The 22,198-nt window shown below is 41.0% G+C and carries 16 protein-coding genes and 1 pseudogene; 13 read left to right on the top strand and 4 right to left on the bottom strand.

Features of this window, described 5'->3' with window-relative positions:
* Positions 1–593: 593 nt before the first annotated feature.
* Together ssuE and ssuD are read right to left on the bottom strand one after the other, a co-directional pair.
* Positions 594–1,160, bottom strand: coding sequence for an NADPH-dependent FMN reductase (gene ssuE / locus RMY32_RS06400; RefSeq protein ID WP_322709326.1), 567 nt, complete (start codon positions 1,158–1,160; stop codon positions 594–596).
* Positions 1,161–1,231: 71 nt separating this feature from the next.
* A complete protein-coding gene (gene ssuD / locus RMY32_RS06395; protein WP_322709325.1) occupies positions 1,232–2,392 on the bottom strand; it encodes an FMNH2-dependent alkanesulfonate monooxygenase in 1,161 nt (386 codons plus the stop codon).
* A 424-nt stretch (positions 2,393–2,816) separates the two neighbouring features.
* Here ssuD and RMY32_RS06390 point away from each other — a divergent pair, with 424 nt between their 5' ends.
* Together RMY32_RS06390 and msrB are read left to right on the top strand one after the other, a co-directional pair.
* Positions 2,817–3,350, top strand: a complete 534-nt coding sequence (locus tag RMY32_RS06390) for an MgtC/SapB family protein (RefSeq protein ID WP_322709324.1) — start codon at positions 2,817–2,819, stop codon at positions 3,348–3,350.
* Positions 3,351–3,579: 229 nt separating this feature from the next.
* On the top strand, positions 3,580–4,074 hold the full coding sequence (gene msrB / locus RMY32_RS06385; RefSeq protein ID WP_322674894.1) for a peptide-methionine (R)-S-oxide reductase MsrB: 495 nt from the start codon (positions 3,580–3,582) through the stop codon (positions 4,072–4,074).
* Positions 4,075–4,271: 197 nt separating this feature from the next.
* Here msrB and RMY32_RS06380 read toward each other — a convergent pair whose 3' ends face one another.
* Positions 4,272–4,871 carry an MBL fold metallo-hydrolase gene (locus RMY32_RS06380; RefSeq protein ID WP_322709323.1) on the bottom strand — a complete coding sequence of 200 codons (600 nt, stop codon included), beginning with the start codon at positions 4,869–4,871 and terminating at the stop codon, positions 4,272–4,274.
* A gap of 435 nt (positions 4,872–5,306) precedes the next feature.
* Between RMY32_RS06380 and RMY32_RS06375 the strand changes: the two genes are divergently transcribed.
* The 9 genes and pseudogenes from RMY32_RS06375 to rppB all read left to right on the top strand — a co-directional run bounded on the left by RMY32_RS06375 (position 5,307) and on the right by rppB (position 17,036).
* Positions 5,307–6,488: a pyridoxal phosphate-dependent aminotransferase gene (locus RMY32_RS06375; protein WP_322709322.1), complete on the top strand. Its 1,182-nt coding sequence runs from the start codon at positions 5,307–5,309 to the stop codon at positions 6,486–6,488.
* Positions 6,489–6,980: 492 nt separating this feature from the next.
* Complete coding sequence (locus RMY32_RS06370) at positions 6,981–7,352, top strand: four-helix bundle copper-binding protein (protein WP_094351003.1); 372 nt, start codon at positions 6,981–6,983, stop codon at positions 7,350–7,352.
* A 157-nt stretch (positions 7,353–7,509) separates the two neighbouring features.
* Positions 7,510–7,740, top strand: a pseudogene (locus RMY32_RS06365) (ArsR/SmtB family transcription factor); the annotation flags it as partial.
* A gap of 709 nt (positions 7,741–8,449) precedes the next feature.
* A complete protein-coding gene (locus RMY32_RS06360) occupies positions 8,450–10,123 on the top strand; it encodes an efflux RND transporter periplasmic adaptor subunit (RefSeq protein WP_322709321.1) in 1,674 nt (557 codons plus the stop codon).
* Positions 10,124–10,173: 50 nt separating this feature from the next.
* Positions 10,174–13,350 carry an efflux RND transporter permease subunit gene (locus tag RMY32_RS06355; RefSeq protein ID WP_322709320.1) on the top strand — a complete coding sequence of 1,059 codons (3,177 nt, stop codon included), beginning with the start codon at positions 10,174–10,176 and terminating at the stop codon, positions 13,348–13,350.
* A 100-nt stretch (positions 13,351–13,450) separates the two neighbouring features.
* The gene (locus RMY32_RS06350) at positions 13,451–13,993 is read left to right on the top strand and encodes a hypothetical protein (RefSeq protein WP_322709319.1); all 543 of its coding nucleotides are present in this window, start codon (positions 13,451–13,453) and stop codon (positions 13,991–13,993) included.
* Between the two features lie 413 nt (positions 13,994–14,406).
* Positions 14,407–14,892 (top strand): DUF2808 domain-containing protein, encoded by a 486-nt coding sequence (locus tag RMY32_RS06345; RefSeq protein WP_322709318.1) that lies wholly within the window; start codon positions 14,407–14,409, stop codon positions 14,890–14,892.
* A 31-nt stretch (positions 14,893–14,923) separates the two neighbouring features.
* Entirely contained in the window at positions 14,924–15,661 is a 738-nt protein-coding gene (rppA, locus tag RMY32_RS06340) for a two-component system response regulator RppA (RefSeq protein ID WP_322709317.1), read from the top strand.
* On the top strand, positions 15,639–17,036 hold the full coding sequence (rppB, locus tag RMY32_RS06335) for a two-component system sensor histidine kinase RppB (protein WP_322709316.1): 1,398 nt from the start codon (positions 15,639–15,641) through the stop codon (positions 17,034–17,036). Before rppA ends, rppB begins: the two co-directional genes overlap by 23 nt.
* A 33-nt stretch (positions 17,037–17,069) precedes the next feature.
* On the opposite strand, the gene modB is transcribed toward rppB, so the two are convergent.
* The gene (gene modB, locus RMY32_RS06330) at positions 17,070–18,872 is read right to left on the bottom strand and encodes a molybdate ABC transporter permease subunit (protein WP_322709315.1); all 1,803 of its coding nucleotides are present in this window, start codon (positions 18,870–18,872) and stop codon (positions 17,070–17,072) included.
* Between the two features lie 289 nt (positions 18,873–19,161).
* Between modB and RMY32_RS06325 the strand changes: the two genes are divergently transcribed.
* Both RMY32_RS06325 and RMY32_RS06320 read left to right on the top strand, forming a co-directional pair.
* Positions 19,162–21,210: a potassium channel family protein gene (locus tag RMY32_RS06325; RefSeq protein WP_322709314.1), complete on the top strand. Its 2,049-nt coding sequence runs from the start codon at positions 19,162–19,164 to the stop codon at positions 21,208–21,210.
* A 274-nt stretch (positions 21,211–21,484) separates the two neighbouring features.
* Positions 21,485–22,087, top strand: a complete 603-nt coding sequence (locus tag RMY32_RS06320; protein ID WP_322709313.1) for a hypothetical protein — start codon at positions 21,485–21,487, stop codon at positions 22,085–22,087.
* Positions 22,088–22,198 lie beyond the last annotated feature (111 nt).

Here is a 22,198-nt window from a genome sequence, read left to right as displayed (position 1 = left end):
CTGTATACCCTGTTACTTGCGCCACCTCCGCCACCGTTTTTCCTGTCGCTAATAACCAAATTATTTGATAGTGGCTACGTTCTGTTGCTTCTGTCGCCTGACGATAATGAGCCAGTAGTTCTTCCGTACTCATGTGGTTAATGATCGCAATCCGTTTTGGCATAAGACGTAGATAGATACACTGCAACGATCCCAGCTTTATTATAAGTATTTATCCGAACTTGATATTAGGTATTAGCCTTATCCAACCTATAATTTTGTGAATTTGTTGATAAAGTTTGAAATTTCAGTAGAGAAAGTAGTAGATGAGTAAATTTCACTCATCTACTATAGGTAGAGTTAGGAGACAATTTGCATATATACAAGATATTTTATAGAAAAAATAATAAATTATAGCGGTGTTAGTTTAATAGACTATAAAAGTTAGCAAATAAATATGAGCCTCATCTATAAATAATTTTAATATTGTTGCAATAAAAGTGTCATTTCTGAAAGTAAAGTTATCTGGCTCTGATTAACTTGAAAAAAAAAAGTAACAGATGGGTAATTTTTACCCCTCTGCTACAAGCAAACGGAGGTATAAACTTAATTATCTAATTGGCATGAACCAATTCTTGAGGTGCTGCGGCATCATATTCTACAGCTTTCACAAATTCCTTGAGAACGTCTTTGAGTCTTTGGTCAATTTCCTCATCTAACACGACGCTGTGATCGGGTTGTCGTTGAATTTGTTTGTCTACCGCATAAACAGTAGCTAGGATATGCCGCGCTCCTAATTCAGATAACACAGGTTTTAGAGCATATTCAATTGCCAATAAATGAGCGATGGTTCCACCCAAAGCAATTGGTAACACGGGTTTACCTGTTAATGATTTTTGTGGCAGCAAATCTAGAAATGTTTTTAGCACTCCTGTGTAAGCAGCTTTGTAGATTGGGGTGGCAATAATCACACCATCTGCCTTTGCTAATAATTCTTTTGGCTGTTCTAAAGCAGGGCTGTCGTATCGTCCAAAAACTAAATCTTCAGCAGGTAAATCCCGAACTGAAATAATATCTACATGCAAGCCTTCTTGTTGTAAAAGCTGGGCAGTATATTCGACAACACCATAGGTTCTAGATGGATGGGTTGGACTACCTGCGATCGCTAAAATATTTGTCATTCAATTAAACTCCTATGCATTAATCGGAATGGGGAATGGGAAATAACCAATGCCCAATACCCTAAACTTTACTAGGATATGGATGTAGCTTTCTCCTGATGTTGCTGCTTAGGGAAATCTTCATTTGCTACAATCTCACCAAATGGACTTAAGACGTGTTGCTTTTCCACTACGGGTAAATTATCTAATGGCAAATGGGGAAATAGAAGTTCTGCAACTCGATAAGCTTCTTCTAGGTGGGGATAGCCAGAAAGGATAAAGGATTCAATACCTAAATCAGCATATTCTAATATCCTGGCAGCTACGGTTTGAGGATCTCCTACTAAAGCTGTTCCCGCGCCACCCCGCACCAAACCGACTCCCGCCCACAGGTTCGGGCTAATCTCTAATGCCTCACGATTACCGTGGTGTAATTGAGTCATCCGTTGTTGTCCAACTGAATCCATTCGGGCATAAGCTTTTTGGGCTTTTGCGATCGCTTCATCATCTACATACTTAATCAAATCATTCGCCGCATCCCAAGCTTCATTCTCGGTTTCGCGGACAATCACGTGTAAACGAATCCCAAACCGCAAAGTTCGGCCTTGTATTTCTGCAAGTCTTTGAACTGCTGCAATCTTCTCGGCTACTTGCGCCGGTGGTTCGCCCCAAGTTAGATAGACATCTACGTGCTTGGCAGCAATTTTTTGAGCCACAGGAGAGGAACCGCCAAACCACAAGGGCGGATATGGCTTTTGAACAGGTGGAAACAGCAGTTTCCCATCTTGGATATTAAGATAGTCGCCTTGGAGATTGGCTTGTTCGCCACTAGCGATCGCTCGCCATACTGTCAAAAATTCATCTGTTAATTCATAGCGGCGATCGTGATCCAAATGCAAGCCATCTCCCGCCAATTCTACCGGATCGCCACCGGTCACGACATTAATCAGCAAGCGTCCCCCAGAGAGGCGATCAAAAGTCGCCGCCATCCGCGCCGCTACTCCAGGTGATACCAAGCCGGGACGAATCGCTACTAAAAAACGCATTTGTCGCGTCAGTGATACCAAGGTTGACGCTACAATCCAAGCATCTTCGCAAGAGCGGCCTGTAGGCAGCAATGCCCCTGTATAACCAAGGTCATCCACCGCTTGGGCAATCTGCCGCAGATAGGGAAAGCTCACTGCCCTTCCGCCTGTAGCAGTTGCAAGGTAACGTCCGTCGCCGTGGGTTGGGATGAACCATAGTAGCTGCATGAGTCCTGTCCTTTTAAACTACGGTAATTCGATAGAACTACCGTGCTTTATTTATAGTTTTTAGAGTATCACATATTCCATTTAAGTAAGCAAGAATTTTTCCGAAAACTCCGGCATTCCTATCAGAACAATGTATATTAGGCAGTGTCCAAAAAACTAGCGTTGGGTATTGGCATTAGGCAGAGGGGCAGAGGGTAACAGAGAAATGTTTAAATTTTGAATTTTGAATTGATTTCTCCCCTTTCTGTCTCTAGGAAGAATCCAGTAATGGTGGCTTTGTGTATACTTATTTACTTATCCATATTTGTTAAATTAAATTTAATGTACTAAAAACCTATTGATTTGCTGTGCTTAAGTTTTCAGCTACAAAACCTCCCTGCCAATAGGTGCAAAATTGTGTTCTATCTCTAGGAGAAATAAGGCAATGGGGCCGATGTTTATTGCTGCCAACGATTGGCCACATATAGCGTTTAGATTATCTTTGGCGCTTCTGGTTGGTTGCTTGATTGGATTCAACCGTCAGCAAGGAGGTAGACCAGCAGGGATGAGAACATTTATGCTCGTGAGTATGGGAGCAGCACTATTTGTAATGATTCCTTTGCAGGTTGAGGGTGAGAGTCCCTATGCTGCTACCAATGCACTTAGTCGCACAATTCAAGGTGTAGCTACCGGGGTTGGATTTCTCGGAGCCGGATTGATTTTACAAGAGTCTCCAAGAAAATCTGCAACGCCAAAAGTAAAGGGTTTAACTACAGCCGCTTGTGTCTGGACGGCAGCCGGTTTGGGGGCTGCGATTGGTTGTGGTTTGTGGCAAATGGGATTGTTGGGAGGCTTACTGACTTTGATTACCCTAAGTGGTGTAAAACGGCTCAATCGCACATTTGTATTTCTGACGAGTCAGGGTAAACAAAGGACTAATCGGGATCTCACAACCATTTCTGATGAAGATGATGATTGACTATCGTTATCCTCTAATTGAAAACTATACTTGTATTGTCCAAAATTAAGTCAAATCGATCGTATTGCCGCCTAGTATTTTATTGAAAAATAATTTGTTGTTTCTTAGCCAATTTTAATCAGTTTATCAGGGTTAATTCAGAGCGATCGCTGATTATAGTCATTCATGTAGGGAATCCCGTACTGGAATTAATTGGCCAGTGAACCGGAAAATAGAAAATAATAGATATATGGACAAACGCTATTTTTTACAGGCTAGTGCAGTCATAGTCGGCACAGCACTGTTATCAAGGTATATCAATTGGGGGTCACAAGCAATGACAACTTCTCAAAGTGGATTTGAAGTTACCAAACCAGAGTCAGAATGGCGCACAATTTTAACGCCAGAACAGTTCAATGTATTGCGTAAACATGGGACTGAACGCCCTTACACCAGTCCATTGGATAAGAAATACGACAATGGTACTTATTATTGTGCCGCCTGCGAACAACCACTGTTTACATCTGATACCAAATTTAATAGTGGTACTGGCTGGCCTAGCTTCTTTAATCCAATTGAAGGTGCGATCGCCACAACTGTAGACAAGTCGTTGTTTATGACCAGAACTGAAGTGCATTGTAGTCGCTGTGGCGGTCATCTGGGTCATGTTTTTGATGATGGGCCTGCACCCACTGGGAAGCGCTACTGCATGAACGGTGTTTCGCTAAAATTTGAGCCTGCTTGATAAGTTGCGTCACCGATAGCGTAGGATTAGCGAGTCAAAACCTTCCTGTGTCGTTAACGCTGCACTATCGAGCGTCACAGCCCGTCCTCACATTGCACACATAACTTAAATCATCAGATTTTCATAACTTTTTCTGTTCAGTGCTATTGAACAAAGTATTGTCAGGGTAGCATAGCTAGCTGTGCTACCCTAATTATTTACAGCGTCGCTACAAGCTCCTTTAAGCGATCGCGTCCATCCCGAAAGACGGGCCAACCATCCCCCACCAGCACTGCTTCTACCCGACTCAGTTGAGCCAACCTGCGAATAGAAGCAACAGCCTCCTCTCGATTCAACAGCTTGTCATCTGGTAAAATTGTCAAGCTACCTGCTTTGCGTGCCCGGACTAAATCCCCTGTAATTAAAGTTGTCTTTTCTAGTAACAGAGCCAACTCACCGGGAGTTTTAGAACCATTGAGTTCAATCACTTCCAGTCCTGGGACAAATTCTTCACCATCAGATAGCCAGCGATCGCAAGGTATAGGAAAAGTGTCTTTTTCTGCGATCGGGCCAGCAATCTTAGCATAGGTTTGATCGGCAATTTCTTTACTTGCCCTGACATGCTCAGAATTTGTGAGCACAATCCAAACCACACCACCGAGGGATTTTAGATGATTCCAATCATGGTTTGATAGGGCTACTGGGTCAATCAAGATGTTGCCATCTGGGCGAATCCAGGCAATCCCATTGAAATCAATATTTCTTGCCGGATTGAAATTAGACCAGCTATACAGATCGGGACGGTGCAAAGATTTCATGATGATTCTGGATCGATACTTCAATAATTGACTATTAATCTCAATAATTAAGTATATAGATAATAAGGGCATTGGGCATTGGGCATGGGGAAGAGACAAGGTAGACGAAGAAGAGGGGGGAGACTTGTTCAATAATTCCTCCTTGTCCCCTTGTCTCCTCTGCTCCCCTGCCCCCTGCCTCCTGCTTCTTCCTCTGGATCAGAAATTTGAGTATATAGCACAAGTCTTGGTGGTTAGGACATCAAAAGACGATAAAACTTAGACACAAAAAGGCTTTTCACCCAGTCCCCAGTCCCCATTACCCCTTATCCCCAGAGGGGACCCCACCATCCCCAGTCCCTTGTTATACTACGATAAATCTATCAGTATTATGGATTTAGTCTGGGTTACAGAAATTCCCGGATAACGGCAATAACGATCGACGGAGGTATAGGGGTGAGTGAGATTAAGCGCCAAAAAATATCATCAGCGAAGGCAGAACAGTTTACAGAGTCTGTGATTCGAGAAATGACCAGGGTGGCACTGCAACACGATGCAGTGAATCTAGCACAAGGGTTCCCTGATTTTCCTTGTCCACCAGAATTGAAACAGGCAGCATATCAGGCGATAGAGGCAGATGTTAATCAGTATGCCATTACTTGGGGCGATCGCCCATTTCGTCATGCGATCGCTAACAAAGTTCGTTGGTATCTCGGCTTAGATATCGATCCCGAAACCCAAATCACCGTTACCTGCGGTTCTACAGAAGCAATGGCATCTGTGATGCTGGCGACAGTCGATCCCGGTGACGAAGTAATTGTATTTGAGCCATATTACGAAAACTACGGTCCCGATGCAATTTTAGCTGGTGCTATACCCCGCTACGTGACACTGCATCCTCCCCATTGGACATTTGATGAAGCACAGTTGCGTCAAGCTTTCAATGCCAATACCAAAGCGATTATTATCAACACACCCCATAATCCCACAGGTAAAGTCTTTAGCCGTGAAGAACTCACTTTAATTGCAGAACTTTGTCAAAAATGGGATGTGTTAGCGTTCACTGATGAAATCTATGAACATATTCTCTATGACGGCATTCAACATATTGCCCTAGCAACCCTTCCCGGAATGGAAGAACGCACCGTTACGATTAACGGTTTATCTAAAACTTATAGCGTCACTGGATGGCGAGTCGGCTACATTCTGGCAAACCCCGAATTGACAGGGGCGATTCGCAAAATCCATGATTTTCTCACCGTTGGCGCACCTGCACCATTGCAACGAGCCGGAGTTGCCGCCATGCAACTGCCACCATCCTATTATGAAGAACTAGCCAAACTTTATCACCAGAAGCGAGACAGCATTTTACAAATTCTAGACCTAGTTGGCATTCCCTATTTCGTTCCTCAAGGAGCCTATTACGTACTTGCAGATATTTCCAAATTTGGCTATAAAACAGATGTTGAATTCACTTACCATCTGATTAAAGATATTGGTGTCGCTGTAGTTCCTGGTTCCAGTTTTTTCAGTCAACCAGAAAAAGGACATTCATTGATTAGATTTTGCTTTAGCAAAAGACCTGAGACATTAGAAGCAGCGAGCGATCGCTTACTGAAATTGCAATCAAATCTATAACCTACATCATATCTTATGTAATTTGTGAAAATTACTTTTTTCGAGGAAATTTTCTTTTAAGTGCAGTTGGAATTCCATTATGAATTACGAATTTTTCAAGACCTATATCTTCCAGTTAATATAAATTAATCAAATACAAGTTAATATAAATTTACAAATGCTTAGTTTAGGCATTCATTTGTTAAAAGCAATAACATTATTTTCAAGTTAAATGTAACTCTAACTTTTGATCCTCAAGCAAAGTTGACTTGGCACATGAAATCCCACTCTGAAACGAGCGTTTCTAAGCTTTAATGTATAACAGTTTCCAACAAAACAACACCAAACTAGTGTAGAATTAGTTCAGATTTCCGGTAATTATATCGGGATAGTAGGCTTAAAATTTATCTATTAAAAACCCCATTGACTCTTTAAAAAGATAAGACTAATGTGATAAATAGTCCTTCGGGGACACTATTTTATGCATCAAAAAATCAGGAGGTACTTCCGATGATGATGATGATGATGACTGAAACCATGACTCCAGAAATGCAAACTTGCATGGATGTTTGTATGGACTGTCATAAAATGTGCATGGAAACCATGACTCATTGCATGAGCAAAGGTGGTCAGCACATGGATAAGAACATGATGAGCATGATGAGCATGATGCGCGATTGCTCTGAAATGTGCATGATGTGTATGAATATGATGATGAGCGGTTCTGAGTTCATGGAACGCACTTGTATGCTTTGTGCGGAAATGTGCGATCGCACTGCAATGGCGTGTGAGATGATGAGCGATGACGCGAAAATGATGGAATGTGCTGCTGCTTGCCGTAAGTGTGCAGAGTCTTGCAGAAGTATGCACATGATGCCCGCATAATTCCACAACAATCTAGCAGAAGTTTCTCTGCAACCTAATATTCAAGCGCTCAGACTCTTTGGATCTGGGCGCTTGAAGTAAGTACTTATAAAATTCTCGGTTGATGCAAGTCTAAACCAATACTTTAAAATTAATTAATATTACTTAAAATAGTTTCAGAATTAGAGCGATGTCTGCGTTAGCCAAGTGAGAACTCTGTGTCTGTGATTTTGCGGCTGCTGTAAAGGTAAGTGAGTCTGCGGTATCACACTAATTAAGAATTTTGCGATCGCAACGCTTAGTGAAATATCGAAGAGAAGGACGTAACGTCTATTATAGTCTAGCCGATCGCCATATCATCAGCCTTTATCAGGAGGTTTCAGAGCATTTGAAAGAGGTGAAGGATTAAATTACAAACTGAGTAGATTGCATTCAGTAACTCTTGGCTGTTATAACAAATCGCAGACTTAGAAAATCAACATTTTTTAGCTTCCTGTTGGCGTAAGGAAAACCCACTGCCCCAATGATTAGAGTAATCAATTCCAATGTGCGCTAGCTAATAGTACTGAAAAAATATATAGGACTCCTATTTGATTTTTGAAAAACTTAGCATACCTCAAAGAGTCTTCTTTCCTCTTCCCTATTCTCTCCCTACGCAAGTAATTTCAGAAATCAAACCGGATTCTTATAAATAGATATTTATGGTTATATTGTGAAAATATCTACAGAAATCCAAAAACCTCTAAATTTTGTGTAATTTATACTTATTGAAAGGTGTAATTTTTAAAACACAAATATAGTTTAAATTTTATATAATAATTTTATTTGATTTATCAAATAAAACTTTGAAATACCTATAGATACTTATTTTATGTTTACGTATTTTCTCAGGTTTTAATTTGGATTACTATAGTTTTTTTAATAGCGATCGCCACTAAAAATTTCACCCAAATTTCATATCGATATGAAACACTAAAAAAGGAGTACTATTCAAACTCCTTAAATTACTCACAAAAGCAATGTAACTAGCTAAAGAAAGCGGTAGTCCAAATTTGCACATTAAATGCCAACATCCAAAGGCGATTTTGCTTTCTCACTAACTTAGGACACAACAAGCTATGGGAATCTCTAATTTGTTTCAATCTTCTACTCCACTGCATTATGTTTCATTGACAATGTTGATGTTACTACTAAGTACTCCTACTACTGTTTTAGCTGGTGGTGGTCACGACCACAGTGGCAGCAGTTCGTTTCAAGCAGGAGGCGAATCGACGGGTTCTGTGGAAGTCGATGCAGAAACCGCAAAACTATTAGGAGTTAAGGTAGAACCAGTGCAACGCCAACGATTAGCGATTGGTATTAAAACTACTGGACAGATTGAAACTTTGCCTAGTCAGCAAGTAGAAGTCACCACCCCAATTCAAGGAGTAAAAGTAGTTGAACTGTTGGTAGAACCAGGCGCACTAGTAAAGAAAGGTCAACCCGTCGCTGTTGTCACCAGTCCTGATTTAGTAGAATTGCGAGTCAATTCTCAGGAAAAACTGGCACAAGGACAGGCTGATTTACAGCAGGCTGAAGCTGACTTGAGGTTAGCACAACAAAACCGCGATCGCTATCAACAAATAGCCGCAGATGAAATCGCCCAAGCCCAAAGCCAAGTCGCATTTGCTCAAGAAAAGTACGACAAAGATCGAGTGTTAGCTACTGAAGGTGCTTTGCCACGTCGCAACGCCCTAGAATCTCAAACCCAGCTAGCAGAAGCTAAAGCTAAACTAACCGCAGCCGACAGCCGCCGCGATGTGATTGCGGCTGAAAATCAGCTAAAACGCGCTCAAGCAGCAGTTAGTCTCGCGAAGTCCAATATTAATCGCAGCAGTGCTATTTATGAAACGCGGCTGCTACAACTAGGAAACAGCGCTAATGCTAAAGGGCTAATTACAGTAACAGCTCCGATTTCCGGCAAGGTTATTGATAGAGAAGTTACTATCGGCCAATCATTTCAGGACGCAGGTGGCAAGTTGATGACGATTGTAGATGATAGTCGGGTGTTTGCCACAGCGAATATTTATGAAAAAGATTTAGGCAAGGTAAGAACAGGTCAACCCTTAAGGATGAAGGTTGCTAGCGTACCTAATCAAACTTTTACAGGCAGAATTATACGGATTGGCTCAGTAGTGGCAGGAGAAACACGAGTAGTACCAGTACAAGCCGAAATCAATAATGCCAGAGGACAACTTAAGCCCGGAATGTTTGCCGAACTTGAAGTTTTAACAGACCAAAAATCTCCAGCTACTTTAGTAATTCCTAGTTCTGCTGTAGTCGATGCCAATAATAAGAAATTGGTTTATGTCCAAAACGGTAATGCCTTTCAATCTGTGGAAGTTGAGTTAGGACAAACCTCTGGAGATTTAATTGAGATTAAAAGTGGTTTATTCGAGGGAGATTCAGTAGTTACTCAACGTGCGCCACAACTTTATGCACAATCGTTGAAGGGTGGTAGTAAAGAAGAAAATCACGAAGAAGGTGATTCGCACTCAGAAGAAATTGATCCTCAAACTAACAGCTTCCCTCTACCTTTATGGTTGCTAGGTGCAGGGGGAGGAGTGGCGATCGCAACTTTGGCTTTTGTCGCTGGTAGTTTCTGGTCTAACCGTCGTATCCGTTCCCGTGTACTACCAGTAGGTGACGGGTTCAATTATGAAACCGAGCTTTATATCGACAACCACAAACAACCAACCGCTTCTATTTCTACTGAAGAACAGGAAAAATCTCATCGTTCAGACAGTCATTAACACTTCATGAAAACAAAATCAAAAATTAGCAATCAACAATTCAATAAATAATGATTAGTGCAGTAGCTAAATGGGTAATTTCTCGATGCTGGTTAGTAGTAATTGCGGCACTTATTTCCACAGTAATCATATTATTTAATACCATTCCGCAAATGCCGTTGGATGTTTTCCCCAACTTCGCACCTCCCCAAGTCGAAATTGAAACAGAAGCTCCCGGACTTGCTCCTGAAGAAATAGAATCTTTGGTGACATTACCAATTGAAAGCTCAATCAACGGTACACCAGGGATCAGTGCAGTTCGTTCTTCCTCTTCAGCAGGACTTTCTGTAGTCAGAGTTGTTTTTGGCTGGCGAACAGATATCTATCAAGCCCGCCAGTTGATACAAGAACGACTGCAACAAGCAGTGAGTAAGCTACCCGAAGGAATTGAAACACCTAGACTTGCTCCGATTAGTTCGCCTATCGGCACTGTATTAAAATATGCTTTCACAGTAGAAGCAGAAGAAGAAAACCAAAACCTCAAATCCCAAATTGATTTGATGGAAGTACGCCGCATCATTGATTGGCAAGTGACAAACCGCCTTTTAGGAGTCCCTGGCGTTAGTCAAGTGCTAGTGTATGGCGGTGATGTGCGTCAGTATCAAGTACTAGTAGATCCCAACAAACTCAGAGCTTTTAATGTATCCTTGCAGCAAGTATCTGAAGCAGTACAAGGAGCAAATGTCAATGCTCCTGGTGGCTTTTTAATCACACCTGATAAGCAAACTTTGATTCGGGGAATTGGGCGAATTGAATCCCTGGATGATTTAAAACAATCTGTGATTGTTGCCCGTCAAGGAACGCCTGTGCGGTTGGGAGATGTTGCCGAAATTAAAATTGGCGGTGCGATTAAGATAGGCGATGGCAGCTTAAATGGCAAAGATGCAGTAGTGGTGATGGTAAATAAGCAACCCCTAGCTGATACTCCTACCGTTACCCGTGCCATTGAAACTGCAATGACAGAGTTGGAAGCAGGTTTACCTCAAGGAGTAAAGGTAACACAAACCTTCCGCCAAGCAGATTATATCGATGCTTCACTAGAAAATGTCAGATCGGCCTTGGTGGAAGGCAGTATTATTGCTGCACTTATCCTCATTCCTTTTTTGATGAATTGGCGGACTCTGGGAGTTGTGCTGTTAAATTTTGCCCTAACTTTTATATTTTCATTACAAGTATTATCTTTTTTGGGCTTAGGGCTGAACACAATGACTTTGGGAGGATTAGCCGTAGCCATTGGTACAGCAATTGATGATGCCATTGTCTATGCGGAAAATGTTTTTCGTTTGTTGCGACAAAATAAGTCCTCTCCCAACCCTCGTCCGGTACTAGAAATTATTTTTGCAGGAGTACAGGAAGTTCAAGAATCTCTAATTGGAGCAACTTTAATTACTATTGTCGTTTTTGCTCCGATATTTGCCCTCGCAGGTGTAGAAGGTCGAATTTTTGGCCCAATGGGCATAACTTATCTGGTAGTGGTCATGGTTTCCAGTTTGGAATCATTACTAGTGAGTCCGGCGTTATGTGCAATTTTACTTCCGCACAAAAAAATGCCGTTAAAAGAACCATTAATACCCCGAATTTTCAAGCGGCTATATTATCCTTGTTTAGATTTTGCTATCCACAGTCCCATGATTATTATCTCTGTGGCTGTGGCGGGAATGGTAGCGGCAATAGTGATTTTTCCAGCTTTAGGACGGGCTTTTTTACCAGAGTTTCAAGAAACAACTTTGGTCAATACTTTAGCTCTTTATCCAGGCTCATCTTTAGAAGCTACTAACAGTGCAGCCTTTGTATTGGAGACTAAACTCAAAGACGATTTCAGGTTAAAATATGTGCAATTACGGGCAGGACGCGCCCCTAATGACCCAGATGCAGCACCCGTAAATCTCGCTCACCTCGACATTGGGTTGAGCGACAAAGGAATGGAAAAACGTAAAGAGACAGTAGAATGGTTGCGAGAAGAATTTAATCAAGTACCGGGTGCAGCCGCGAATATAGGTGGATTTATTTCGCACAGAATTGATGAAATATTATCCGGGGTTAGAAGTCAAATTGCTGTGAAAATATTTGGCTCAGATTTAGAAGAACTCCGCAGAATTGGTAAACAAGTTGAAGGTGTAATGTCATCTGTGTCTGGGCTTGTGGATTTACAATTAGAACCGCAAGTTCCCATCGAACAGATTCAAATAAAATTTGACCGTGTTGCCGCATCACGTTATGGTTTAACTGTTGGGCAACTATCTAACATAATTGAAACTGCACTTAATGGCAAAGTAGTATCGCAAGTTTTGGAGCAGCAACAAAGTTTTGATTTAGTGGTGTGGTTACAACCACAATACCGGAATAATTTACAAACAATTGAAAATTTATTAGTTGATATCCCTTCTGTTGGGGGAGATGCAGGGGCAAATAAAATTCCTTTAGCTAAGGTGGCTAAAGTTACTTATAGTACTGGCCCCAATACTATTAACCGGGAAAATGTCTCTCGTCTAATTGTAGTATCTGCGAATGCTCAAGGTAGAGATTTGCGATCGCTAGTCAATGAAATTCAAAACAAAGTCAAGTCCCAAGTACAATTGCGCTCTGGTTACTTTATTCAGTATGGCGGTCAATTTGAAGCCGAAGAAAGAGCCTCACAAAATATTTTGATTTTCAGTGGCATTTCCTTCGTAGTAATTACGGTATTAATGTATCTTTCTGTCAAATCTATTGCTTCTACAGCAATGATTATGATTAACTTGCCCATCGCTTTAGTCGGAGGTGTAATTGCTGTAGCATTAACAGAAGGCGTTGTTTCAGTTGCTTCCTTGGTAGGTTTTGTGACTTTATTTGGTGTAGCTACTCGCAACGGACTGCTTTTAGTAGACAATTACATAACTAAATTTGATAGCGGAATGTCGTTAAAAGAAATCCTGATAGCTGGGTCAATGGAGCGACTCAATGCTATTTTGATGACATCATTTACTTCGGCTTTGGGATTAGTACCATTAGTCATTGCAGTAGGGCCAGGTAAGGAAGTTTTGCAACCACTTTCGATAGTAGTATTGGGTGGTTTGTTTACTTCTACAGCATTAACCTTAATAGTTTTACCGGCTTTGTATTCTAAATTTGGCAAATTTTTATTGCCTCAGAAAAATCTAGCCTTTGTGGAGGATGGTAAGGTTGCTAATCCTGTTTTAAAAAATTAATTTTCTTAGAACAACTCTGCCAGCTTGTGATGCAGGCATAAGTTGCATTAGAGGCAAGTTTTTAGTTGTTAATTTCCCAAATATTGAGGAGTGTAAATCAATGAATTTGTTAAAAACTAGCTTTGTATTTTTAGGCAGTGTCAGCTTGCTTTTCTTAGGTGCTTGTAGCGGTAGTAATCAAGCTGCAAATTCAGAGAATAATTCAGCAGCATCAACAACAACGGCTGCCAAGACTGAAACCACAGCAAAAGATAATCACTCAGAAAATGATGGTCATTCTCATAATAAAAATAATGCTCAAGGTCATTCCGAAGATGGCAAAGGCGAACATTCACACGGCGGTCAAATTATTGAGTCGGGGCAGTATCATTTAGAGTTTCTTGCTGAACCGGAAAAGAATGTAACTCACATAGATTTCTATTTAAAGAAAGGAGAGAAGCGCGATATAGTTTCAAATGCCAAGGTAACGGCTCAAATTCAACTACCTGATGGGAGTCAAAAATCACTTCCCCTCACCTATGAAGCTAAAGAACAACATTATCATGCTGTACTTTCTGAAAAAGCAGCAGGTGAGTATAAAGTTGCTATTCTGTCTGATATCAATGCTGAAAAGGTGAACGGTCGCTTTACTTTTAAACGATAATTAACAGCAAGTGGTAGCAATAATCTTTAATTATTGCTACTGTCCCAGTGGTTTATATATCTAATTTTCTACAAATACAAAAAATACTAATTTTATGTCTATTTGTAACATAATAATAACAACTTTAAATACTAATATTTTGCTTCTTCAACTGTTTGTCAATATCGTTATATTTTAAAACGAAGTTAGAAAGAGCTTTGAGTCTATAACCAGACTATAAAAAAGTATACGTTTACGAAACGTTACGGCTCTATCAAAGATCTTTATTTATTTTTATTTTTAAAAAATTCCTTGAACTAGCTAAAATTTCACCCAAATTTCATCTCACTTTGTCAAGCTATTAAGAGGTAACATCTTTCACCGAAGATGATTCTGATAATTGATGGATATAGTGAGGTAATCATAAGAGGGTAATGAATAGAAAATTGATACACACGTCGATTTTAGCCTTAAGTATGGTAGTTTTAGTTCCAGCTACTTATGCAAATTCTACACCAAAATCTAGTAACTTTCCTCACGTTATTAGCTTAGGGGAATCTCCTCAAGGTATTCGCCACTGGAGAATTCTCAGACATACTTTAAAAATAGCAGTTCCCCAAAACAGTAAGGCTATTTCTCAGCTAATAATCGAAGCTCCAGCTAACATTGTTCTTAGAGAAAGTATTGATGTGTCCGAGGAATCTGGTAAAGAAATTCCGGCAAAAGTTTCTATTCAAGGCAAAAAAGCTACGCTAGAGTTTTCTGAGTCAGTCGCTCCTGGAACTATCATCATCGTAGAAATGAAAAATGTTAAAAAAACAGCAATGGCCACTGGTGATAAGTCCTACAAGATATCTACAATTCTTGCTGGTATGAATGTAGAGTTACCAATTGGTGTCGCTCAATTGCGTGTAATTTAATGAACAAGTTGCTAAGATACATCTCTGGATTATGAAAGTTTTGCTAGTGGAAGATGAGCCAGATTTGGGTGCATCGATTCAGCGAAAGTTGAGTAAAGAAAGATATATTGTTGACTGGGTTTTGGATGGAAATGAAGCCTGGATTTATCTAGAACATGATTGGACTCAATATACACTGGCAATTTTTGATTGGTTGCTACCGGGAATGTCAGGTTTAGAACTGTGCAAGCGTTTAAGGGATCGGGGCAACGCTTTACCAGTGCTAATGTTAACCGCTAAAGATAGCATGGCAGATAAGGTTGCTGGACTAGACGCAGGGGCTGATGACTATCTGATCAAGCCGTTTGGCATGGCAGAACTACTGGCACGGTTGCGGGCTTTGCAAAGGCGAGCTTCCTTTGGAGGTGCAACACTTACACCCCAGTTCCAGCCTTTACAATTGCACGTTGGTGGCCTTATCCTAGATTGCGGTAATTGTACAGTTTATCGTCAGTATTCTAATGGGGAAAATAAGGTAATTTATTTAACAAAAAAGGAATTTCAATTATTAGAGTACTTGATGAAACGTCCTAATACAGTTATTACTCGCGACCAGATTTTGAATCATCTGTATGCTTTTAGTGCAGAACGCGTTAGTAATGTAGTAGCAGCTCAAATCCGACTTTTGCGACGTAAATTATCGGAGTATGGTTGTGATGGGCTAATCGAAACAATCCCTAGTATGGGCTATCGTTTCAATCCTGGCAATGCAAATTCGACTATTTCGTAAGACTCGCTGGCAATTGGCTACCTGGTATGCGGTAGTTATGGCTTTAATTCTGTCCTTATGCGGTTTCGTGGTTTATGAGGTAATTATTGATGCTTATGTGGTTTCTATCAACCGGGAACTGGAATCGGTAGCGGGTACACTTCATGATGTAATTGAACCAAATTTGAAACAACCTGGTATTACAGAGCCAGTTTTTCGGCAGGTTTTACCAAATATTTGTTTAGCCCAGTCCAGTTGTTCTACCCAAAAAATTCTGCGCCACGGTAAAACCACCCCTGATGAACACGGCATTTTTAGTCCTGTATACAAAGATAAGCAATATTACATCCGTTTTGTCGATGGTTCAGGACGGTTAATTGCAGTGGCAGGTTTCCAAGCGGATGAATTGCCACCGACTGTGCAAACCCAAGTTTGGCAAACACTCAAAGACTTACAAGGTAATCGTTACAGTCAAAAGTCTTTACTGCTGCACACTCAAGATAATCAATATTGGGGCTATATTCAGGTAGGGCGCAGTTTAAATGACCTTGATAATCGTCTCGCGGCTTTGAAAGTAATTTTGGCGCTAGGATTGCCAATTACGGTATTGTTAGTTGGCGGTTCTAGTTGGTGGCTGGCAGGGTTAGCAATGCGACCAATTGACTCTTCGTATAAACAAATGCAACAGTTTACGTCTGATGCCTCTCATGAGTTGCGTACTCCTCTAGCAGCGATTAATGCAACGGTAGAAACTTTATTTGATATGGAGTATCTATCTGAGGAGGCGCGAGATATTTTGGCATCTATTCAACGTCAAAATTATCGACTAGCTGAATTAGTTCAGGATATGCTGTTACTGTCTCGATTGGAACAGCAAACGCAGGCGACACAACAAATACATTGCTGTTTGAATATTTTGATTAATGACCTCTTGGAAGAATTTTCAGCGTTAGCGGCTGCGGCTTCTTTGCATCTCACATCTTTGGTGTTATGTCAAGAGCTTTTATACGTAATGGGAGATGAAGACCAACTGTTACGTGTACTTTCTAATCTAATTGCTAATGCTATTCAATACACCCCTGCTGGCGGTTATGTAACTGTCATCCTCAAACGCACCAACGGTCATGCTGTAATTGAAGTTCAAGATACAGGTATTGGCATTGCATCGCACGAGCAAAAGTGGATTTTTGACCGTTTTTATCGAGTGAACAGCGATCGCTCACGTCGTACTGGTGGATCTGGATTGGGATTAGCGATCGCGCAAGCAATTGTTCAGGCTCATGGAGGTAGTATACAGGTGCAAAGCCAAGTTGGTAAAGGTAGCTCCTTTATCGTTCACTTACCCTTGACAGAAAAACAGAAGCAACTGACCTGTCTATCAACAGATGAAAATTGAGTGGAATTGAGATTGCATTGTGTATCTTTGCGTTCACTCCATCAAAATCAACCGCAGAGGATCTAAACGCACATACCAAGGAAAAGGCTGGTCTTTCATCGTCGCCCATTTTTCTTTAAAGACTTCAGCTTGCAGATGGTAATCTTGAGAATTCTTTCCAGTCGAATGTAATTTGAGAAACAACGTCATTCGATGGGGCGTTTCACTTGTTCGTACTACCCAACAGGGAAAGGTATTTTGCTGTGATGAGTCGTTGGTAAAAATAAACTGATGGGCACGAATGCCGACATGCGATAATTCGCTCTTAACTGGTTCAATTACTTGCAAAGTACAACCCCAATCAATCGCTTCCACCTGTTGAGATGACTGGAGAACAGCGCGGGAGAAGTTTTTACATCCAGTAAGTTGGGCGACACTAACGGTAGCAGGATGCTGGAAAATCTCATGTTTGCTACCATAATGAACGGCTCTGCCATGCTCCAATACCAACAGATTTGGACAAATCCGATAAGCTTCTTCCATATTATGGGTGACAAATAGAGTCACACCTTGGTAATCAGCAAGAGTTTCTGTCATTTGCTGTTCTAATTGACTACGCAGATGTGTATCAAGTGCGGAAAACGGCTCATCTAAAAGCAATGCTTCCGGTTGACTCGCTAATGCTCTTGCTAAGGCTACCCGTTGTTGTTGTCCCCCAGAAAGTTGGTGCGGATAGCGATCGCCTAATCCCTGCAACTGCATTGCTATTAGTTGCTCCTCAACCTGTACCCGAATACTTCCAGCAGATAGGTTTTTGGGCAAGCCGAAAGCGATATTTTGCGCCACACTCATATGGGGAAACAGAGCGTAATTCTGCACTAAAAAACCGATGCGGCGATCGCGGCTGGGTAAATTAATTCCTTGTTCGGAGTCAAACAGAACTCTCCCATTTAAAACTATGCGTCCACTAGAGGACGTTTCTACCCCTGCAAGGCAGCGCAAAATCATGCTCTTACCTGCTCCAGAACCCCCCAACAATCCCAAAGGATGTTCATTACTACTGAAAGCAACTCTTAAATCAAAGCTAGGAAGTATTTTTTCAATATTGACAAACAATCCACCAGATTCAAAGCTAGATTGCGGAGTATAAAGAATTTCTCCCCCTGCTCCCTGCTCCCTGCTCCCTGCTCCCCTCCTCTTTTCTCTCAATTCTTGCCAGAAGTTGACTGCAATAATTCCAAAAAGAGAAATCACCATAATTGCGATCGCCCAAAACCAAGCCTCATTCATTGCTCCCGCTTCCACAGCAAAATAAATCGCCATTGGAATTGTCTGCGTTTGTCCGGGAATGTTACCAGCCAGCATCAATGTCGCACCGAATTCTCCTAAAGCACGGGCAAAAGCTAACATTGTGGCGGCAACAATGCCGGGTAGTGCTAAGGGTAAACTGATGCGCCAAAAGATTGTAGTTTCATTTGCACCAAGGGTTCTAGCTACTCGCAGCAGATTACCATCTATTTGTTCAAAGGCTCCTAGTGCAGTTTTATACATTAAAGGGAAAGAAACTACCGTGGCTGCGATCGCCGCACCATACCAAGTAAAGACGATGCTGAAGTCAAAAGCCCCCATGAATTTCCCTACAGGGCCATTTTTGCCAAAAAATAGCAGCAACAAGAACCCGACAACTGTGGGCGGTAAAATCAGGGGTGCAATAAAGATACCCTCAATTAACGATTTACCTTTGCCACGATATCCCAGCATCCAGTAGGCAGCAGCGATACCCAAAAAGAAGGTAATAAATGTGGCAAGTAATGAAGTTTTGAGTGATATCCAAAGAGGCGATAAATCCAATGGCATAGTTGCGTAGGGAAGAATTAGCTCAACTAATCCCTAATTTACCAACTTTGGCTTGAATATGTTGGAAAAAGTTGGTAAATTACATCACAATCAAGGAAATCCCAAAAATATCCAAGCTTTAAACAAGATTCGCCTTCAGTTAGGTATCAAATATCAGAATTCGATACGGTTTACGATCGTTTGATACTCATCTTGAAACCAACTGCTAAAATTGTTGGGAATTACCCAAGTGTAAAAACCTTAGTAAACACATCCTGTTAGCAGTATTTAATACTACCGTCAACAGAAAGTGCATCCTCCTCCTACCAGCAATCAAAAAAAACCTCAAGACCTTTTCTTAGTATGCGGACTCAAAAGTTTAGGGCAACATTGCGTTGCAATCCTCAAGGAATACGATGTTAAAGTCAGTGCCATTGAGGATGTGCAGCCCGAACATTGGGAAGTCCCAGAAGTACCTAACTTACTAGAAAAGTTAATCGTAGGAGACTGCCGCCAGCCAAGTGTTTTAGAGCAAGCAGGTATATGTCAGTGTCGTTCCATACTTTTAGTAACCAGAAATGAGCGGATAAATATAGAAGCTGCCTTTGCAGCACGGCGTCTGAATCCGCACGTTCGCTTGATTGTACGTTCTGACAAACAAAATTTCAACAAACTCTTGTGGGAAAATCTCGGTAATTTTGTTGCCTTTGAACCTACTCATCTTTCAGCTCATGCCTTCGCTCTGACAGCCCTTGGTTCTGAAGCTATTGGATATTTCACCTTAGAAGGGCAACTGTTGCAAGTCATAAAGCATCAGGTACAAGCAAAGGATAGCTGGTGTAATGGCAAGCCAGTACATAGACTTAATCTGACAACTCGCCGCATCTTGAGTCATACACCTGTTTCATCTAAGCCACTCAAAGAATTGTTTGGCTGGAATCCAGAGGCAGAAGTACAGGTAGGAGACACGCTAGTTTACATTGATGTGGCATACGATTTAGCTTTCTCTGAACAACGCCGACAATCTTATAATCAAAAGTGGCATTGGCAACAGTTTATCCAAGGTATCACAGCGATAAATCTCAAGGAGAAAATAGTCCAATTTTGGCAATCTTACTACCAAAGCCAAAATCAAATCCGGCGAATTGCAACAATCTATGCGATTACTGTAATCATCCTGTGGTTTGTTGGGATAGTTCTTTACTGCTTATATTATCCTGATATCAGCATCCAAGAAGCTTTCTATGCGACAGCAATTTTGCTCTTGGGAGGATACGGAGATTTATTTGGTGGTGTTGAGTTTGCAACGCAATCAAAGCCCTCAGACGCTATTCCTTGGTGGTTGCGGTTGTTTAGCCTGGGACTAACGTTGACAGGTCAAGCTTTCGTGGGAGTATTATATGCACTGCTGACTGATGCTCTTGTCACTTCAAGATTCCATTTTTTCAATTCCCGCCCTCCAATACCACAACGCAACCATCTGATAATTATTGGCTTAAATCGCTTGGGACAAAAAGTAGCTGCTCTTTTGCAAGAACTCAACCAGCCGTTAGTAGGAATTCATCCTACCACTCTCGACCAAGAAACTTTACCCGATATGCCCTTTATCGTTGGTAATGCTACCGAAGCACTCATTAAAGCGAATATCTCCCATGCTAAAAGCATCATTTTAGTTGGGGACGACAATATGGAAAATCTGGAAATTGGTTTGATGGCTCATGCAATGAATCCCGCCACTACCTTGATTATCCGCTCTCAAGACCGCCAATTTAGTGATAATGTCGCTCCTCTGTTCCCTTATGCTCAAGTTATATGTGGTGCGGTTTTGTCGGCAGAAGTTTTTGCTTGTGCTGCTTTTGGAGAAAATGTTCTCAGCTTGTTTCACTTGAATGAGCAAATAGTCATGGTGACGGAATACAAAATTGAAAATGGCGATACCTTAAATGGATTGCTTTTATCTGAAATAGCTTCTGGCTACAGTGTTGTACCGATTCTCTACCAGAAAGATCAGCAAGACAATTACTCTTTAATGCCCTGGTATGATGTTAAGCTTGATGCTGGCGATCGCTTGATTGTTTTAGCCACAAGCAGTAGTTTGCAGCGAATTGAATGGGGTGAAATGCTGCCTCGCCTTTGGCAAGTGCAGATTGAAAAAGCTCTGACTACAAATGCCATTATGTATGGTGCCCAAGAGATAGTTTTGATTACGGGATGTAGTTCCACGACCGCTAGACAATGGATGAATAATTTGCCTAGAGTGTTGCCAATACCACTTTATAAACATCAAGCTCAACGTCTCGTGCGCGAATTAACAAAAGTACAAGTTTTGGCAAATCTAATCTTCATTGGGCAGCCATGAACTTCTCATAACTAGAAGTAATATTTGGTTCAGTTAAAGACTTATCATTCAGACCGCAGAGGGGCACTGGGGAGAGGTTTTTATGATTTCTCCATAGCATTCGATAATTATAACTCAATACAGTTCGGTTAAGCCTCAAAATCAGGTAAATTAAGGATTATTCCCAAGTATAGAAATTGACTGTGGTATATCTGAAAGATTTTTCACATGATTTTTGACTGGTTCCGACTTTTAAAACATCCTCTTAATTCCTAATCCCTAATCTCTAGTTCCTATGCTTCCAAATCTTACGCAGCAGTTTAATATTGGTAATATTGTTAGCCTTGCTAGCTATTTATATCGTTCAAATTTCAAAAAATTTTCTCGCTTGTCATTATTTGCCCATTTATGGCTAATAGTCCCAATTTATGGCTGGGCAAAATTTTATGCGTTCGCTGGTTTAATTTCCCGTTTAGCGTTTAGTGAAATTAGTGGTCAGCCTGAAAGCTCAAAAGTTGCCAAAATTCAGATTAAAAAAAGATTTTGGCAGTTTCTCTTAACTGCAATTCTAGTTATATTAATATGTTTATTACAATTTTTTATTTTGTACCTTGGAATTTCAATAATTGTCGGAATAATATATGGAGTATTAGCAAGTATTTTTGGTGCCATATCTCAACCAGTCACTCAAGCAAATCCCTTTGACAATACTATATTTAGAATCATCATTATTCCGACAGCTATAGTTTTTTATTTCAGCCCTCTGTGGTTTTACTCGCGTTTCTTCATTACTGATTTACCTCTAGCAATAGAAGATGATACTAACTTCATTGGCGCAATTAAGAGAAGTAGAGAATTAACCAAGGGTTTAATACCAATTTTTTATAAAGCTGCATAGAATTCGATCCCCCCTAGCCCCCCTTATAAAGGGAGGAACCAGAAAAACATATCAAAGTCCCCCTTAAAAAGGGGGATTTAGGGGGATCTAGATATGTGTAACTTCACATTA

The sequence above is a fragment of the Nostoc sp. ChiSLP03a genome (assembly GCF_034531215.2).
GTDB lineage: Bacteria > Cyanobacteriota > Cyanobacteriia > Cyanobacteriales > Nostocaceae > Nostoc.
The sequence above is the reverse complement of the archived record's forward strand: the minus strand, read 5'-3'. Positions and strand labels throughout refer to the sequence as shown.

What these genes read in the sequence shown, in the direction of transcription:
- msrB (WP_322674894.1), top strand. Translation starts at nt 3,580, where the DNA reads ATGGACAAACGCTATTTTTTACAGGCTAGTGCAGTCATAGTCGGCACA.
- RMY32_RS06320 (WP_322709313.1), top strand. Translation starts at nt 21,485, where the DNA reads ATGCTTCCAAATCTTACGCAGCAGTTTAATATTGGTAATATTGTTAGC.
- ssuE (WP_322709326.1), bottom strand. Translation starts at nt 1,160, where the DNA reads ATGACAAATATTTTAGCGATCGCAGGTAGTCCAACCCATCCATCTAGA.
- RMY32_RS06355 (WP_322709320.1), top strand. Translation starts at nt 10,174, where the DNA reads ATGATTAGTGCAGTAGCTAAATGGGTAATTTCTCGATGCTGGTTAGTA.
- rppA (WP_322709317.1), top strand. Translation starts at nt 14,924, where the DNA reads ATGAAAGTTTTGCTAGTGGAAGATGAGCCAGATTTGGGTGCATCGATT.
- ssuD (WP_322709325.1), bottom strand. Translation starts at nt 2,392, where the DNA reads ATGCAGCTACTATGGTTCATCCCAACCCACGGCGACGGACGTTACCTT.
- rppB (WP_322709316.1), top strand. Translation starts at nt 15,639, where the DNA reads ATGCAAATTCGACTATTTCGTAAGACTCGCTGGCAATTGGCTACCTGG.
- RMY32_RS06370 (WP_094351003.1), top strand. Translation starts at nt 6,981, where the DNA reads ATGATGATGATGATGACTGAAACCATGACTCCAGAAATGCAAACTTGC.
- RMY32_RS06345 (WP_322709318.1), top strand. Translation starts at nt 14,407, where the DNA reads ATGAATAGAAAATTGATACACACGTCGATTTTAGCCTTAAGTATGGTA.
- modB (WP_322709315.1), bottom strand. Translation starts at nt 18,872, where the DNA reads ATGCCATTGGATTTATCGCCTCTTTGGATATCACTCAAAACTTCATTA.
- RMY32_RS06350 (WP_322709319.1), top strand. Translation starts at nt 13,451, where the DNA reads ATGAATTTGTTAAAAACTAGCTTTGTATTTTTAGGCAGTGTCAGCTTG.
- RMY32_RS06390 (WP_322709324.1), top strand. Translation starts at nt 2,817, where the DNA reads ATGGGGCCGATGTTTATTGCTGCCAACGATTGGCCACATATAGCGTTT.
- RMY32_RS06380 (WP_322709323.1), bottom strand. Translation starts at nt 4,871, where the DNA reads ATGAAATCTTTGCACCGTCCCGATCTGTATAGCTGGTCTAATTTCAAT.
- RMY32_RS06360 (WP_322709321.1), top strand. Translation starts at nt 8,450, where the DNA reads ATGGGAATCTCTAATTTGTTTCAATCTTCTACTCCACTGCATTATGTT.